Origin of the sequence: Amphritea atlantica, from assembly GCA_024397875.1 — a bacterium.
Lineage (GTDB): Bacteria > Pseudomonadota > Gammaproteobacteria > Pseudomonadales > Balneatricaceae > Amphritea > Amphritea atlantica_B.
In genome coordinates this window covers 3615240-3629424 of the sequence record CP073344.1, presented here as the reverse complement: position 1 = coordinate 3629424, position 14185 = coordinate 3615240, and the positions used below count along the sequence as shown (strand labels likewise).

Sequence of the window (14185 nt, the reverse complement as noted above, 5' to 3'; positions counted from 1 at the left end):
CCTGTTTTACAGCTGGTAGCTATCATAGCGTTTTAAGCGATTATGCCGGATCATACCGTTGAGCCGTTCAACGTAGTCATTGCCGAGCTCACTGTAGCGATGCAGGTGTTTTATCAGTACCAGACTGTCCTGAGAGTGTTGGGCTGCGAGGCGCAGCTCGGTATATGCGCTGCCCCGCCCCAGCGTGAGAAAATAATCCTCAATTGCACCGAGTAACGAGCCGTAGCGCTTGACGTAGACCGCTTTACCATCGCGCCGCTGACTCGCCATAATGCGCTTCTCGGTCGGATCAAACGACCAGACGCCGAACACATTGTTCGCCTGCACGAAAAAACGTGAACTTCCCCAGCCGGTTTCAATGGCTGCCTGAGCCAGTATCAGGCTGTTTGGCAGACCGATCATTCGCTTGCGCAGTTCTGCGGGAGAGCCTGTTGTACCGTACACCGCCTGGAGCTGGTCCAGCCAGGCCTGTTCATCGGTCGTCAGGCGGGATTTTGAGAGTAACTGATCGAGCCTGTTTCGCTGCTGTTTCAGATGCTGCTTGCTGATCAGAATGGCCGGCAGCAGCAGCGCTATAAAACGTTGTTTCTTATCGGCCACCGGTAGTTTCGCCAGTGACACCACCGAGGTGTAGGCAACGGCTTTAACCGGATTGCTAAGAAGAACAATATCGGCGGGTGTCTGCAGGGACTTGTAGACTACCGGGACCGCTGTCTGAGCACGCCGATCAGCGATCTGCACCAGGGCGCCGAAGCCAAACGTCAGTGCGGCGATAAACAATAATACCGTCTGTAGTGGGGTGTGTTTTGTGGTTGCGTTCATATCTTAACTACTCCTGATCAGCAAACAGCAGGGTTTTTGCGCCCCGTCCCGGAATTTCACGGGCCAGTCTGGGGACCAGATAGCCTGGTAGCTGATCCTGCAACTGTTTTAACAGCTGTCTGGCTTCATCATCCGGCAGATCGAAATGCGCCGCACCTTTGACCGGATCAAAGGTAAACAGGTAGTAGGGTAACACACCTATATTGAACAACTGTTCACTGAGTTGCTTCAGGGTGGCGGCACTGTCGTTAATACCCCGCAGCAGCACCGCCTGATTCAGCACGGTAATACCCGCCTGTGTCAGCCGCTGCATCGCTGTGGCAACGTGGTTATCCAGTTCCTGAGGGTGGTTGCTGTGGATAACGGTCACCACCTTAAGGCGGGTCTGCTTCAGGACACTGACGAAGGACCCGGTAACCCGCTGGGGCAGCACGACCGGCAGCCGGCTGTGAATACGCAGGCGGGTCAGATGGGGGATCTGCTCAAGGTCAGTGATCAGTTGTTGTAAGCGCGAGTCACTCGATACCAGCGGATCGCCACCGGAGAAGATAATTTCGGTGATCGTGCTATCTGCCGCAATGTAGTCGAGAATCTTCTGCCACTGCTGTGGCCCAAGACGGTTTTCAGCATAGGGAAAGTGACGCCGGAAACAGTAGCGGCAGTTGATCGCACAGGCGCCGGTCAGAATTACCAGTACCCGGCCTTTATATTTATGAATCAGCCCGTCAACCGGGTTGCTGTGCATCTCTTCCAGCGGATCCTGGGTAAACCCGGGCACCTCATCCAGCTCTTGTCCCAGCGGCAGAACCTGACGGAGCAGCGGATCATCCGGATTGCCTTTTTCGATACGGTCCAGCCAGGGGCGGGGGATCCGCATTGCAAATTCCAGGCTGGCCCGGTTGGCACCTTCCAGCAGGTAGTCCGGCAGTCCAAGATAGCGAATCAGTGCTTCCGGGCTCTCTAATGTCTGGCTGAGGAGGGTCTGCCAGGTATCGGGCAACTGAATTGATGAGTTCATAGTAGAATAATTTCGCTGGAAAATTTGCTCGCATTCTCCTTTCAAGTAGAATGTGTGTCAATTTTGCGGTGGCAACAGTTCACCTGAGTCTAATCTATTTCGAGATCAATATGGCAAATTACCCATCCAACCAGTTTAAAAACGGCCTGAAAGTGATGATCGAGGGTGACCCTTGCTCAATGGTAGATGTCGAGTTCGTGAAACCAGGTAAAGGTCAGGCTTTCACCCGCGTTAAACTGAAAAACCTGATGACCGGGCGTACCTGGGAGCGTACCTTCAAGTCCAACGAAACCGCTGAAAGTGCTGATGTCATGGATACCGATATGGAATATCTCTACTGTGATGGTGAGATGTGGCACTTCATGGATCCGCAAAGTTATGAACAGGTTGCTGCCGATAAGACCGCTGTAGGCGATTCTCACCTGTGGCTGAAAGAGCAGGATAAGTGTCTGGTAACCTTGTGGAATAACAATCCGATATCGATTACACCGCCAAACTTTGTCGAACTGGAAGTGACCGAGACCGATCCGGGTCTTAAGGGTGATACAGCACAGGGTGGCTCTAAGCCCGCAAAACTTCAGTCTGGTGCGGTTGTGCGGGTACCTCTGTTTATTGAACAGGGTGATATATTGAAGATCGATACGCGTAGTGGCGAGTACGTGTCCCGCGCTTAAAAAATTGTTTGAACGCTATTGCGCTTGTGATAACTGCGTTATAAACCGGTTCGCAATGCTCATTAAGGGGACTTAACTCCGCGTGCTCACCGGTTTAAGCCTTGTTCTCACTGCACTCTTAACGCGTTCAATTCAATTTTTACTATTTAAATGGCAGCCTCGGCTGCCATTTTTACGTACAGGACGTACGGTATGCCGCAGGTGCAGGGATGCACAGGAGCGGTAAGGACAGGACGTACGGTATGCCGCAGGTGCAGGGATGCACAGGAGCGGTAAGGACAGGACGTACGGTATGCCGCGGGTGCAGGGATGCACGGGAGCGGCAAGGACAGGACGTACGGTATGCCGCGGGTGCGGGGATGCACAGGAGCGGTAAGGACAGGACGTACGGTATGCCGTGGGTGCAGGGATGCACAGGAGCGGCAAGGACAGGACGTACGGTATGCCGCGGGTGCAGGGATGCACGGGAGCGGCAAGGACAGGACGTACGGTATGCCGCGGGGCAGATGCAATGGTATTTTTGAAAGGTAATCTCATATGAGTGAGTTGTGGCAGGCGACAGCGCCGATTGAGAATCTGCGCAAACGGGCGGATATTTTTGCCCGGATCCGCCGTTTTTTCTCCGAGCGTAATGTGATGGAGGTGGAAACTCCCCTGATGACTGCAGCGGCGGTGAGTGACCCTTATATTGATACGATTGAGTGTCGCTACCACCCGCTGCCCGGGCAGCAGGAACAGACCCGCTATCTGCAAAGCTCTCCTGAGTATGCGATGAAGCGGTTGCTGGCCTCGGGCAGCGGCGCCATCTATCAGATCTGTAAAGCGTTCCGTAATGGCGAGTGTGGCCGTCGCCATAATCCCGAATTCACCATGCTGGAGTGGTATCGCCCCGGTTTTGATCACCATCAGCTGATGGATGAGGTTGAAGCCCTGGTAGGGCTGGTTATCGGTAATAACGGATTTCAGCGTATCAGCTATGGTGAGCTGTTCCGGCACTATCTTAATATTGATCTGCCAGCGGTAACCGTTGCCGAACTGGCAGCAATCACCCGTCAGCACATCGATGTGGAGATGGAGGATGAGAACCGGGATAACTGGCTGAATCTGCTGATGTCCCATGTGATCGAACCGCAGCTGGCTGACAAGGGCGCGGTATTTGTCTACGACTACCCGGCCAGTCAGGCAGCTTTGTCACGTATCGCCGAAGATAACGAGGGGCACGCGGTGGCGTGTCGGTTTGAACTGTTTGTGGCCGGAGTGGAGCTGGCGAACGGTTACTATGAACTGACCGATGCGGATGAGCAGGCGCGCCGTTTCCAGCGGGATGTAACTCAGCGGCAACTTGAAGGCCTGCCCGTCAGACCCACCGATAGTTTGCTGGTGGATGCACTTGAAGCCGGTATGCCCGCGTGCGCCGGAGTCGCTATGGGGCTGGACCGGTTGGTTATGCTGACACTGGGAACCGAACAGATCAGTGATGTGATTGCACTGCCATTTGAGCGGGCATAACCGCAGTTGCCAGATCACCGTTACGTGGCTCGCGAGAAAAAGCGTAAAGAGCAGCTTACAGGCTGCTTTTTCGTTTGCTCTCTCATTGATTATGCGGCTAAGAATGTCCTTTGCGCCACGGTCCGGTCAGTATCAGGAGAAGCCATCCGGAGTTTAGAATAACGCTTTAAAGGGTAAACCTTTGGTTGTTTATTGATCGGCATCAGTTTAGATGTTTTCTCCTTTCAACCTCAAAAATTCTCAGCTATACCTTAAGTGCACTTAACATTCCCAAACACTGGAGGTAGTAAGATGAGTAATCGTAAATTCAAAAAAGTGCAAGAGCTTGAGCCTGCAAAGTCCCATCAAAAGCTGAGCCCATTTAGTGAAATTGAGCAGCTATTTGAGAACTTCTTTCCCGGTCACTGGATGACTCCCAGGGGGCTTGAGCTGACAAACTGGCCTAACTTTCAGTTACCTAGCAGTATGCAATCTCCAAAAGTGGATGTCATTAATAGAGATAATGAAGTCATTGTTCGGGCAGAAATGCCTGGCTTCAATAAGGATGAAATAAAGCTTTCACTCACGGAGAATTCAGTGACCATTAGTGGTGAAAGAAAAACCGAAGAAAAAGAAGAGGAAGGTGAATATCACCGTTGTGAGATTTCTCAAAGTTCATTCAGCCGGACGGTGGGTCTGCCTTCTTATGTCGATAGTCAAGCGTCGAAAGCTAAGTTCAAGGACGGTATGCTTGAGCTCACGCTGCCAAAGACAGAGAAAACAAAGCGTATAGATCTGAAAATTGATTGAATCTGCCATCAGTTTTTATATTGTGGTGGCCAATAAACGCATAACCTGACTGAGCCAGTCTGAAACGATAAATGCTCAGGTAGCTTTATTGGCCACTTCACAGAAACGTCCCCTCGTGTGTTATCTGACGTAGCCAATAATCGAAATAAAATGACTGATCGAGCCCGATAGAACAAACACATGCCAGATACCATGTGCATGGGGCAGTTTGTTGAAATGATCCAGTACATAAAAGATAATACCGCAGGTGTAGGTAATACCGCCCACCGTCAGCCAGAACATTCCGGCAGCAGGAATTACTCTTTGCAGGCTGGAATACTCGAAGATGCACGCCCACCCCATGACGAGGTAAATACTGATTTGCAGCGCCTCAATGCGGTTTGGGTTAAGGGTGTCAATTAAGATTCCGATAACCGCCATCCCCCAGATAATGCTCAGTAATAATGGCCCATTATTTTCAGCCAGAGATACCAGCATATAGGGAGTGTATGTCCCTGAAATCAGAAAATAAATGGCGACATGATCAAGCTTCCGGAAGAGCCGTTTTATGCTGTGCTGCTGCAAGCTGTGATAGAGCGTTGAGACGCTATAAAGCAAAACCAGGGTCAGACCAAAAATAATGAAGCTAATGGTCATAGGCACACTATCGTGTTCAATAGATATAGCCAGTAACGCCCCAAACCCCACTAACGCGAGAACGGTACCTATTAAGTGGCTGATACTGTTTAATTTTTCACCATAATACATAGCGAACCTTACTGCTTAAGGTTTAGCCGTGATTAAACTTCCCTCATTATGCAGCTTGGCGAACTGCTCCGGCATGCCGGGTACAGCATTAAGCCTGAACCGTTCATTGAGGCTACAAGTTATCTGTATCGCTACTGCCTACATTAAGCCAGATGCCATTGTTACAGACGAACATCACCGTGCCACTGGTCACATAACACCCGTGAGGGTAGGTTGCATTGTTAAACAAGCAGGCTGCGTGGTCATCTGATACCTGCGATAACAGATCAAAATCCTCATCCATCTCTCCGGTGATAGGTGATGTTTTTAATTCAGGGTCTTGTGCGCCTACATCTATTGTTTTACCTGTACTAGCCATGTCCCGGACTCCGTTTACTTTGCCCCGGAAGGGGCGTTTGTGAACCCAAATAGCGGGTATTCTACCGATGCTATAGAGTCAGATTAGCCAACCAAAATTTCATGTGTTTTATAAGTATAGCTGTTGCTGATAGTTATCCGATTACAGTTATAGAAAAGCCCTGCCACACTTGGTATTTATGGCCAATGAGATCTATGGTGATTGCATAACTATCGTTACGGCAGACGCGCTAATGAATGATAAAATCCGTAAAATCATTTTCCAGATTGAGTCGCTGAAACAGGAGCTTGAAAGCGTATTAAATGAACAAGATCTGCTGTATCGGGTAGAAGGTACCCGAATTGAGTTTGAAGAGAAGTTCAAGCAGACGCATCAGCTACTCAGGGAGGGCTTGTTTCAGTGGTTCAAATCAAGCAAGCCCCGCAACGTACTATCTGCCCCGATTATCTATTCGATGATCGTACCGATGGTGGTTTTTGACCTGGCGATAACACTCTATCAACATACCTGCTTCCGGCTGTATCAGATCCCCAGAGTAAATCGGGGCGATTACCTGGTATTTGATCGACACCATCTGGCCTATCTGAACCTGATGCAGAAGATAAACTGTGTCTATTGTTCATATGGCAACGGCCTTCTCAGTTATGCCCGGGAAGTCTCAGCCAGGACAGAGCAATACTGGTGCCCTATCAAACACGCCCGCAAGATTGTTGATCCCCATGAGCGTTATCTCTACTTTACCGCCTTCGGCGATGCCGAAGCATTTCAATCAGGAAAACTGGCTTTTCGGGAGGCGCTCAGAAAAGGGGATATTCCCATTGTAGATATCGATGATGTATCAGACCGCAATGAATAAGTCTGTTATACATACCATCCATCTAACGACTGGCAAACGAGGCTATCGCATCTGACGATTTTATCCCCCGGGCAGATGGCTTAGCATCGCCCGGCGGATCCGCTCTACCGCTTCAATCAGCAGACTGCGGGTGCAGCCGAAGTTGAGGCGCATAAAGTGGTCGTCACCGAAATCCCGGCCGGGTGACATGCCAACACCGGCCTGTTCAAAGAAGTGTGCCGGGTTTTCCAGTTTGGCGGCTGAAACATCGATCCAGGCCAGATAGGTGGCTTCCACAGGATTGAGCCGTAGCCCGGGGATCTGATTGATCTCTTTCATCAGATAGTCGCGGTTGCCTTTGAGGTAATCCAGCTGCTGTTGGTGCCATTCCCCGCCATCTTTATAAGCCGCCATCGTCGCAGTATAACCGAGCAGGTTGACGTCCGGCACGATCCCTTTGCGAACCTGCTGAAACTGTTTACGTAACTGAGCGTCGGGAATGATGGCAAAGGAACAGCCCAGTCCGGCGATATTAAAGGTTTTGCTGGGGGCCATCAGGGTTATGGTTTTACTGGCGATCTCGCTGTTCAGTGATCCCAGCGGGATATGCTTCAGTCCCGGTTCCATGATCAGGTCGCAGTGGATCTCATCGGAACATACGGTCAGACCGTGTTTCAGGCAGATCTGCGCCAGCCGTTCGAGTTCCTCCTGACGATATACGGTGCCGCCGGGGTTATGCGGGTTGCAGAATAGCAGCAGGCGGGTGCTATCGCTGACCGACCGCTCCAGGGTGTCGAAATCGATCAGCCAGCGCTGCTGTTGCTCCACCATAGGAATGGTGATCAGACGCCGGTCAGACAACCGGGGAGCCGACATGAAGGGGGGGTAGACCGGTTTGGCGGTGGCGACTTCATCCTGACTGACTCCAACGCTGCGACAAGCCAGATTCAGGCCGCAGACCAGTCCTGGCAGCCAGACCAGCCACTCCTCCTGAATGGTCCAGTTATAAAGAGTTTGCAGTCGTTCAATAATCAGCTGGCTGAGTTCAGCCGGGGTATTGGTATAACCGAAGATGCCATGGTCGACCCGTGCCTGCAACGCCTCAATTACCGCCGGTGGTGCCATAAAATCAGTATCGGCGACCCACATCGGAAGAATGTCGGTATCGCGGTATTTCTCCCACTTCTGGCTGGAGGTTGTCTGGCGATCGACCGGCTGATCGAAAGCTTGTGTTGTGCTGGATTTCTGGTTGCGTGCACCGCGGTTACTCATCGGTTGAATCCCTTTCATTCAGAGGCTGGCAGACATCTATTTGTATGTCATTCAGTTGCAAATAGCCATCAGGAAGTTATATTAGTCGGTATCAGATAATATAGTGGATGTGGCTCTGATTTCCCGGCAAATTTTTTCATTTGCACGCCTTCGTCACGTCACCTGTCGATCTCTTTTCAGGCTAATCATTACAGCTAATGCGGCACTATAATCGTGTCAGCCAATCAGTTTCTGGAGTCCGGTCATGACCGATAACAACCGTGTAATTATTTTTGATACCACTCTGCGTGATGGTGAACAGAGCCCCGGCGCATCAATGACCCGTGAAGAGAAGCTGCGCATTGCCAAACAGCTGGAAAAGATGCGGGTTGATGTGATTGAGGCAGGCTTTGCGATCGCCTCACCGGGAGATTTTGCCTCGGTTAAAGCGATTGCCGATACCATTAAGGACAGCACCGTGTGCTCACTGTCCCGGGCGTTGGATGCGGATATTGACCGCGCCGGCGAAGCGCTGGTGAATGCCAATTCGGGACGTATTCATACCTTTATTGCCACCTCGCCTATCCACATGAAGTATAAGTTGCAGATGGACCCTGACAAAGTGGTTGAGCAGGCGGTCTATGCTGTTAAGCGGGCGCGGAATCTGATCGGCGATGTGGAGTTCTCGCTGGAGGATGCCAGCCGTTCAGAGCTGGACTTTATGTGTCGTATCATTGAGAAGGTTATTGATGCCGGTGCCCGCACCATCAATATTCCCGATACGGTGGGTTATGCCGTGCCGGAAGAGTTTGGTCATACAATCCAGCAGCTGCTACAACGGATTCCCAATGCCGATAAAGCGGTCTTCTCGGTACATTGTCATAACGACCTCGGCCTGGCGGTAGCGAACTCGCTGGCGGCTGTCAGCGCGGGAGCCCGGCAGGTGGAGTGTACCATTAACGGCCTGGGAGAGCGGGCCGGTAATGCTTCGCTCGAGGAGGTGGTGATGGCGCTGCGTACCCGTCAGGATGTGCTGGGGCTGCATACCGGCATCGATACCACACAGATTGTGCCTGCGTCACGACTGGTTTCCAGTGTTACCGGTTTTCCGGTGCAGCCCAACAAGGCGATTGTCGGGGCCAATGCCTTCGCGCACGAGTCCGGTATCCATCAGGACGGTGTACTGAAACATCGGGAAACTTACGAAATTATGACCGCCCAGGATGTTGGCTGGAATGCTAATAAAATGGTGATGGGGAAACACTCTGGCCGGAGTGCATTCCGGGCCCGTCTGGAAGAGCTGGGAACGACCTTTGAATCGGATGCGGAACTGAATACCGCGTTTGCCCGGTTTAAAGATCTGGCAGATAAAAAGCATGAGATTTTTGATGAGGACCTGCAGGCGCTGGTGAGCGATACCCGGGCGTCGCACTACGAGAAGTTTAAACTGAGCAGCCTGTCGGTGACCTCCCAGACCGGAGAAGTGCCGGTTGCTAAGGTGACGGTGGCGGTGGATGATATTGAAAAAACCGCTGAGTCTGCTGGCAGCGGGCCGGTGGATGCTGCGTTGAAAGCGATTGAATCGCTTGTTCAGTCAAACGCATCACTGGAGCTGTACTCGGTTAATGCGATTACCAGCGGCACCGACTCTCAGGGCGAAGTGACCGTTCGGCTGGAAAAAGGTGGGCGTATTGTGAATGGCCTGGGGGCTGACACCGATATTATTATCGCGTCGGCGAAAGCCTATATCCATGCGCTGAATATGCTGGAATCGACCGAAGAGAAAGCCCACCCTCAGGTTTAACCCGCCGAGACCTCGGTTCGTTTCAGGGTATAAAATTGAGCCTATAAGGAAAAAGTATGGAGCAGTCGCAGCGCGATCAGTATCTGGAAACGATGGGCATTGTCAGCTGGCTGCCCCGTCGCCAGCTCCCCGGTGCCCGGCCGACACCCGACTGGGTGTGGGAGTACTGCTGGTCGGAAAATGAGACTGCCGGAGTATCGGGTGATGCTCAGGGCTCCGTTGCGAAACCTATTCTGAAGCCGGCGGATCGCGCTATCGCTGCTAAACAGGCCCGTGCTGAGCTGAGTGCCAGCTTCGGTTCACAGCAGAAAACGGCAGCGGTCAGCGCCTCAGTAAGCGCACCGGCTTCAGTGTCTCCTCAGCCCCAGTCTGAGGCTATTCCTCCGCATCAGCCTGCTGTCTCGCCAGCACCTCGGTCGACAGCGCCGGAATCTGTGCCGGCTGCATCGATAGCTGACGATATAACCCCGCCTCAGCCGGTGGATATTGATCTGCCGGACCCCTCTGCGCAGACCGACCAGAAACCGTTTAAACTGGCTTTTATGATTTATCAGGATTGTCTGGTGGTCGACTCCCTGCCGCCGGTATCGGTGTCCGCCCGGGGGCAACAGAACAGCGGTCATGCGGATGCCCACCATCAGATATTGTTGGATAAAATTCTGCGCTCGATCGGCCTGAGCGGGGGAAGTACGGCCGAGTTTTACACCTTGCCCTGGCCGATGTTTGCCAGTAAATCACTGGATCAGGGGGCTCAGCAGGCCCGTCTTACCGTACAGCATAAACTGAAGAAAAGTTTACAGAAATTCCCGGTAAATACTGTGCTGTTGCTCGGCGAGTCTGCCGCCCAGATGGTGCTTGAGCGGTCTGAACCGCTGGATCAGCTACGCGGAATGCTGTTCAGTCTGCGCTCCAGTGTTAAAACGCTGGCCTCTGCCAGCCTCACCGAGATGATGATGCTGCCGGGATGTAAGCGGGAGGTCTGGAATGATCTGCAACCGCTACTCGATCACCTGCAACTGCAATCGGCTGCCGATGAGCAGTAATCTCCTGCGGCCGCTTACTGCCGCCGAACTGCCACAGCTATCTGAACTCGAAGCCTGTTGTTTCACTCCCCCATGGTCTGATGCTCAGTTACTTTCGTATCTCTCGGGTGAGCGGTATCTCTGTTACGGTATCTGGCAGGCGGAGCGGCTGAACGGCTTTGCCCTGCTATCAACGGTTCTGGATGAGGCAGAGTTACTGCAGATTGGCGTTCGACCGGAGTGTCGTGGTCAGGGGCTCGCCAGTGAGCTGATGCACTATGTTCATGAACAACTACAGCGCTGTGGTGTGAACCGGAATATGCTTGAGGTTCGCAGCTCCAATGACGCGGCCCGCAAACTCTACCGTCGTCTGGGTTATCAGCAGGACGGTATCCGTAAAGGCTATTATCCGACCGACAATGGCAGCGAAGATGCAATTTTAATGAGCTGTAACAATCTTATTTTATTGTCAGAGCGTTAAACTCAACAGAGCTCACTATAGATAGTTTGCCGAAGGGGTGCCGCACGGATATGAATTTAACCACAGATCTGATTACCGGCTTCTGGTTCTGGTTTGCACAAGTCGGCTATTTCCTGTTGCTGGGGCTGGCGATCTGGTCTGCCCCCTGGTCCACGCTTGTCAGCAACCGCCAGCTGCAACATCTGTTTCTTGGTACCACTGTAGGCCTGATGGTGTTGTGGCAGATGCGGGCGGGTATCTCCCCCGGTCTGGGGATCCATTTTCTGGGAGTCACGGTACTGACACTGATGTTTGGCTGGGATCTGGCGATCCTGTCAGCCAGTCTGGCACTGCTGGGTTCGACCCTGATGGGACAGGAGAACTGGAACGGTTTCGCCGTAAACGGACTCTGTACCATCGTCATCCCGGTATTGGTCAGCTATTTTATTCTGCGCCAGGTAGAAGCGCGTCTGCCGCCCAACTTCTTTATCTATCTTTTTCTCTGTGCCTTTCTGGGCGCCGGGATGGCGACCCTAACCGGCGGGCTGAGTATGGGGTTTCTGTTGTGGATCAGTGATGTTTACAGCAGTGATAAAATCTACACAGAATATATTCAGATACTGCCACTTATCGTGTTTCCTGAGGGATTGCTTAACGGCATCATAATGACCGCTATGATGGTATTTTACCCAGACTGGATCCGTACTTTCGATGCAAAAAAATATATCGATGATCAGTAAAGGAATCTAGCTCGATTGTCACAGGAAACGTGATTTTTTAAGAGCCGTCGCTCGAACGTCACAAAGAGCTTCAAAAGCCGTTGTTCGTAGCTCGATGTCACAAAGAGCGTGACTTGCTCGTCGCTCGATAAAAGCCTTCTTTGTATTTGTAGGAGCGGCTTCCAGCCGCGAATGAACATTTTCACATATTCTCGCGGCTGGAAGCCGCTCCTACAACGAGCAACGTTAGTGCTCTTCTCTGACGGGACGCTTCTGCAGTTTGCGTTGCAGTGTGCGACGGTGCATTCCCAATGCCCGGGCAGTGGCGGAGATATTGCCGTCATGTTCGGTCAGCACTTTCTGAATATGCTCCCACTCCAGCCGTCCAACCGACATCGGTTTGTCGGCAATCTCCACATCCGGGTCCGGCTCAGCACCGTTCAGTTTCGCCAGAATCTGATCGGTATCGGCAGGTTTGGCGAGATAATCGGTAGCCCCCAGCTTAATTGCCTCAACGGCGGTAGAGATGCTGGCATAGCCGGTCAGAATCAGAATTCTGATATCGGGGTTGAGCGCTTTCAGCCGGGGGATCAGTGTGATGCCGGAAGCGCCACCCATTTTCAGGTCCAGGGTCGCAAGATCCGGGGTAAACTCAGTGAGTATCTCCAGTGCCTGCTCAGCCGAACCGGCAACCGCGGTATCGTAGCCGCGTCGCTTAATAGCCCGGTTCAAAACCCGTGAGAAAGTCTCGTCATCATCAACAATCAGAAACCGTAAAGCGCTCGAATTAGTGTCCATTTTTCTGGCTCTCTTGTATGACCGGTAGTTTGACTTCAGTCAGTGTGCCGCCTTCAGGGTGATTAAACAGGCGGACTTCACCGCCATAGCTGTCCAGCGCGCTGGCCGTCAGAAACAGTCCGATTCCCAGCCCCTTACCCTTAGTGGTGATGAAGGGGCTGCCCAGCTTTTCCGCCTGCTCAAGCGGAATCCCCGGCCCCTGATCCAGAAGGGTAAAGAGTATCTGCTGTGAGTCAGATGATACTTCAATTTTAAGCGGTTTATCGGAAGCATCGGCAGCATTGTTGAGCAGGTTAATAAACGCCTGCTGAAGCGGGATCGAGCTATATATGGCAGGTTCACCGCTGAGATTAAAAATCACAGGCGTAAAGTTTGCTGTGGGGCGCATCAACAGCCAGCGGTCCATAATTTCATCGAAAAACTGCCGGGCAGGCAGAAGACGTGATTCTTTCTGCTCCTGTTGGACTGAGTCGGCCAGATGTTTCAACCGGTCGGAACAGTTTTCTACCTGCGCCTGCAATATTCCGATATCCTCAAGCAGTTCTGTATCGTCACTGTGGTCAAGCTTGATCTCATGGAGCAGTACCCGCATGGTTGCCAGCGGCGTGCCCATCTCATGGGCCGTACCGGCCGCCATGGTGGCCAGTGACAGTAGCTGCTGATTGCGCAGGTTGGAGGCCCGGGCGCGGTTCAGTTTTAGTTCCTGACGCTGCAGATTATCGCGGATATTGACGACAAACCAGGTGATCAGTATTGCGGTCAGGATAAAGTTAATCCACATCCCCGCAAGGTGCAGGTTCAACAGCGCCGCCGCCTGATGCTGATGTCCGGTATCCGGCAGATTGATCGGAATAAAAAAGTGCATCAACAGAGAGTAACTGATGATAACCAGGAGTGCTGTCAGCCAGGTGTAATGCCGGGGCAACGAGGTTGCACTGATAATCAAAGGAATCAGCAATAGTGCTGAGAATGGGTTACCTACCCCGCCCATCTGATATAACAGGCAGACATAAAAAGCGATATCGGCAACCAGCTGGAAGAAAAACTCCAGCTGCGTCAGCGGCATGGGTGAACGAAGTCGCAACAGTGACAGCAGATTGAGTAGTGCCATCGCCAGCAGCGCAAAGGCGATCAGCCAGAAATTAAGCGTGACATGCAGAGCAAAAAAAAGGTACAGCAAAAGTCCGCTCTGGCCGAAGATAGTGACCGTGCGGATATAACAGAGCTGCAGTAGCTGATGGCGGGTGTTGCTGGTGTAGTTCATAACGCTAGCTTGGCAGAAAGCGAAATTATAACCAAGAGCGCTGCATCATGGATGTGTCAGATTGTCGCACTGTTTTTGACCTGAACTTGTAAACTGCAGGGGTTCTTTGCTACTT

At 52.1% G+C, this 14185-nt stretch carries 15 protein-coding genes; 8 read left to right on the top strand and 7 right to left on the bottom strand.

Annotated elements, in window-relative coordinates:
* Nucleotides 1-6: 6 nt before the first annotated feature.
* Together KDX31_16795 and epmB are read right to left on the bottom strand one after the other, a co-directional pair.
* Nucleotides 7-822 carry a glucosaminidase domain-containing protein gene (locus tag KDX31_16795; GenBank protein UTW02966.1) on the bottom strand — a complete coding sequence of 272 codons (816 nt, stop codon included), beginning with the start codon at nt 820-822 and terminating at the stop codon, nt 7-9.
* A gap of 7 nt (nt 823-829) precedes the next feature.
* Nucleotides 830-1840: an EF-P beta-lysylation protein EpmB gene (epmB, locus tag KDX31_16790; protein UTW02965.1), complete on the bottom strand. Its 1011-nt coding sequence runs from the start codon at nt 1838-1840 to the stop codon at nt 830-832.
* A 110-nt stretch (nt 1841-1950) separates the two neighbouring features.
* Between epmB and efp the strand changes: the two genes are divergently transcribed.
* The 3 genes from efp (at nt 1951) to KDX31_16775 (ending at nt 4812) form a co-directional block, all read left to right on the top strand.
* Nucleotides 1951-2514, top strand: a complete 564-nt coding sequence (efp, locus tag KDX31_16785; protein UTW02964.1) for an elongation factor P — start codon at nt 1951-1953, stop codon at nt 2512-2514.
* 537 nt (nt 2515-3051) lie between these two features.
* Nucleotides 3052-4023 (top strand): EF-P lysine aminoacylase GenX, encoded by a 972-nt coding sequence (gene genX, locus KDX31_16780; GenBank protein UTW02963.1) that lies wholly within the window; start codon nt 3052-3054, stop codon nt 4021-4023.
* A gap of 291 nt (nt 4024-4314) precedes the next feature.
* The gene (locus KDX31_16775; protein ID UTW02962.1) at nt 4315-4812 is read left to right on the top strand and encodes an Hsp20/alpha crystallin family protein; all 498 of its coding nucleotides are present in this window, start codon (nt 4315-4317) and stop codon (nt 4810-4812) included.
* A gap of 120 nt (nt 4813-4932) precedes the next feature.
* On the opposite strand, the gene KDX31_16770 is transcribed toward KDX31_16775, so the two are convergent.
* Together KDX31_16770 and KDX31_16765 are read right to left on the bottom strand one after the other, a co-directional pair.
* Nucleotides 4933-5559, bottom strand: a complete 627-nt coding sequence (locus tag KDX31_16770) for a hemolysin III family protein (protein UTW02961.1) — start codon at nt 5557-5559, stop codon at nt 4933-4935.
* Nucleotides 5560-5671: 112 nt separating this feature from the next.
* Nucleotides 5672-5917, bottom strand: coding sequence for a hypothetical protein (locus KDX31_16765; GenBank protein UTW02960.1), 246 nt, complete (start codon nt 5915-5917; stop codon nt 5672-5674).
* A 232-nt stretch (nt 5918-6149) separates the two neighbouring features.
* On the opposite strand from KDX31_16765, the gene KDX31_16760 reads away from it, so the two are divergent.
* Nucleotides 6150-6773: a hypothetical protein gene (locus tag KDX31_16760; protein ID UTW02959.1), complete on the top strand. Its 624-nt coding sequence runs from the start codon at nt 6150-6152 to the stop codon at nt 6771-6773.
* A 60-nt stretch (nt 6774-6833) separates the two neighbouring features.
* Here KDX31_16760 and KDX31_16755 read toward each other — a convergent pair whose 3' ends face one another.
* The gene (locus KDX31_16755) at nt 6834-8024 is read right to left on the bottom strand and encodes a PatB family C-S lyase (protein ID UTW02958.1); all 1191 of its coding nucleotides are present in this window, start codon (nt 8022-8024) and stop codon (nt 6834-6836) included.
* A gap of 244 nt (nt 8025-8268) precedes the next feature.
* Between KDX31_16755 and KDX31_16750 the strand changes: the two genes are divergently transcribed.
* From KDX31_16750 to KDX31_16735, 4 genes are read left to right on the top strand one after another with little or no spacing between them, the layout of a single operon-like run.
* Nucleotides 8269-9807 (top strand): 2-isopropylmalate synthase, encoded by a 1539-nt coding sequence (locus KDX31_16750; protein ID UTW02957.1) that lies wholly within the window; start codon nt 8269-8271, stop codon nt 9805-9807.
* Between the two features lie 56 nt (nt 9808-9863).
* Complete coding sequence (locus KDX31_16745) at nt 9864-10850, top strand: hypothetical protein (protein UTW02956.1); 987 nt, start codon at nt 9864-9866, stop codon at nt 10848-10850.
* On the top strand, nt 10840-11310 hold the full coding sequence (gene rimI, locus KDX31_16740) for a ribosomal protein S18-alanine N-acetyltransferase (GenBank protein ID UTW02955.1): 471 nt from the start codon (nt 10840-10842) through the stop codon (nt 11308-11310). The genes KDX31_16745 and rimI overlap by 11 nt, the downstream gene beginning before the upstream one ends.
* Before the next feature lie 50 nt (nt 11311-11360).
* Entirely contained in the window at nt 11361-12029 is a 669-nt protein-coding gene (locus tag KDX31_16735) for an energy-coupling factor ABC transporter permease (protein ID UTW02954.1), read from the top strand.
* Nucleotides 12030-12254: 225 nt separating this feature from the next.
* Here the strand turns inward: KDX31_16735 and KDX31_16730 are convergent, their stop codons facing one another.
* Both KDX31_16730 and KDX31_16725 read right to left on the bottom strand, forming a co-directional pair.
* Nucleotides 12255-12806: a response regulator transcription factor gene (locus KDX31_16730; GenBank protein UTW02953.1), complete on the bottom strand. Its 552-nt coding sequence runs from the start codon at nt 12804-12806 to the stop codon at nt 12255-12257.
* A complete protein-coding gene (locus KDX31_16725) occupies nt 12796-14070 on the bottom strand; it encodes a HAMP domain-containing histidine kinase (GenBank protein ID UTW02952.1) in 1275 nt (424 codons plus the stop codon). The genes KDX31_16730 and KDX31_16725 overlap by 11 nt, the downstream gene beginning before the upstream one ends.
* Between the last annotated feature and the right edge of the window lie 115 nt (nt 14071-14185).

Bases quoted from the DNA above. Each gene is read 5' to 3' on its own strand.
- KDX31_16795 (UTW02966.1), bottom strand. From the start codon at position 822: ATGAACGCAACCACAAAACACACCCCACTACAGACGGTATTATTGTTT.
- epmB (UTW02965.1), bottom strand. From the start codon at position 1,840: ATGAACTCATCAATTCAGTTGCCCGATACCTGGCAGACCCTCCTCAGC.
- efp (UTW02964.1), top strand. From the start codon at position 1,951: ATGGCAAATTACCCATCCAACCAGTTTAAAAACGGCCTGAAAGTGATG.
- genX (UTW02963.1), top strand. From the start codon at position 3,052: ATGAGTGAGTTGTGGCAGGCGACAGCGCCGATTGAGAATCTGCGCAAA.
- KDX31_16775 (UTW02962.1), top strand. From the start codon at position 4,315: ATGAGTAATCGTAAATTCAAAAAAGTGCAAGAGCTTGAGCCTGCAAAG.
- KDX31_16770 (UTW02961.1), bottom strand. From the start codon at position 5,559: ATGTATTATGGTGAAAAATTAAACAGTATCAGCCACTTAATAGGTACC.
- KDX31_16765 (UTW02960.1), bottom strand. From the start codon at position 5,917: ATGGCTAGTACAGGTAAAACAATAGATGTAGGCGCACAAGACCCTGAA.
- KDX31_16760 (UTW02959.1), top strand. From the start codon at position 6,150: ATGAATGATAAAATCCGTAAAATCATTTTCCAGATTGAGTCGCTGAAA.
- KDX31_16755 (UTW02958.1), bottom strand. From the start codon at position 8,024: ATGAGTAACCGCGGTGCACGCAACCAGAAATCCAGCACAACACAAGCT.
- KDX31_16750 (UTW02957.1), top strand. From the start codon at position 8,269: ATGACCGATAACAACCGTGTAATTATTTTTGATACCACTCTGCGTGAT.
- KDX31_16745 (UTW02956.1), top strand. From the start codon at position 9,864: ATGGAGCAGTCGCAGCGCGATCAGTATCTGGAAACGATGGGCATTGTC.
- rimI (UTW02955.1), top strand. From the start codon at position 10,840: ATGAGCAGTAATCTCCTGCGGCCGCTTACTGCCGCCGAACTGCCACAG.
- KDX31_16735 (UTW02954.1), top strand. From the start codon at position 11,361: ATGAATTTAACCACAGATCTGATTACCGGCTTCTGGTTCTGGTTTGCA.
- KDX31_16730 (UTW02953.1), bottom strand. From the start codon at position 12,806: ATGGACACTAATTCGAGCGCTTTACGGTTTCTGATTGTTGATGATGAC.
- KDX31_16725 (UTW02952.1), bottom strand. From the start codon at position 14,070: ATGAACTACACCAGCAACACCCGCCATCAGCTACTGCAGCTCTGTTAT.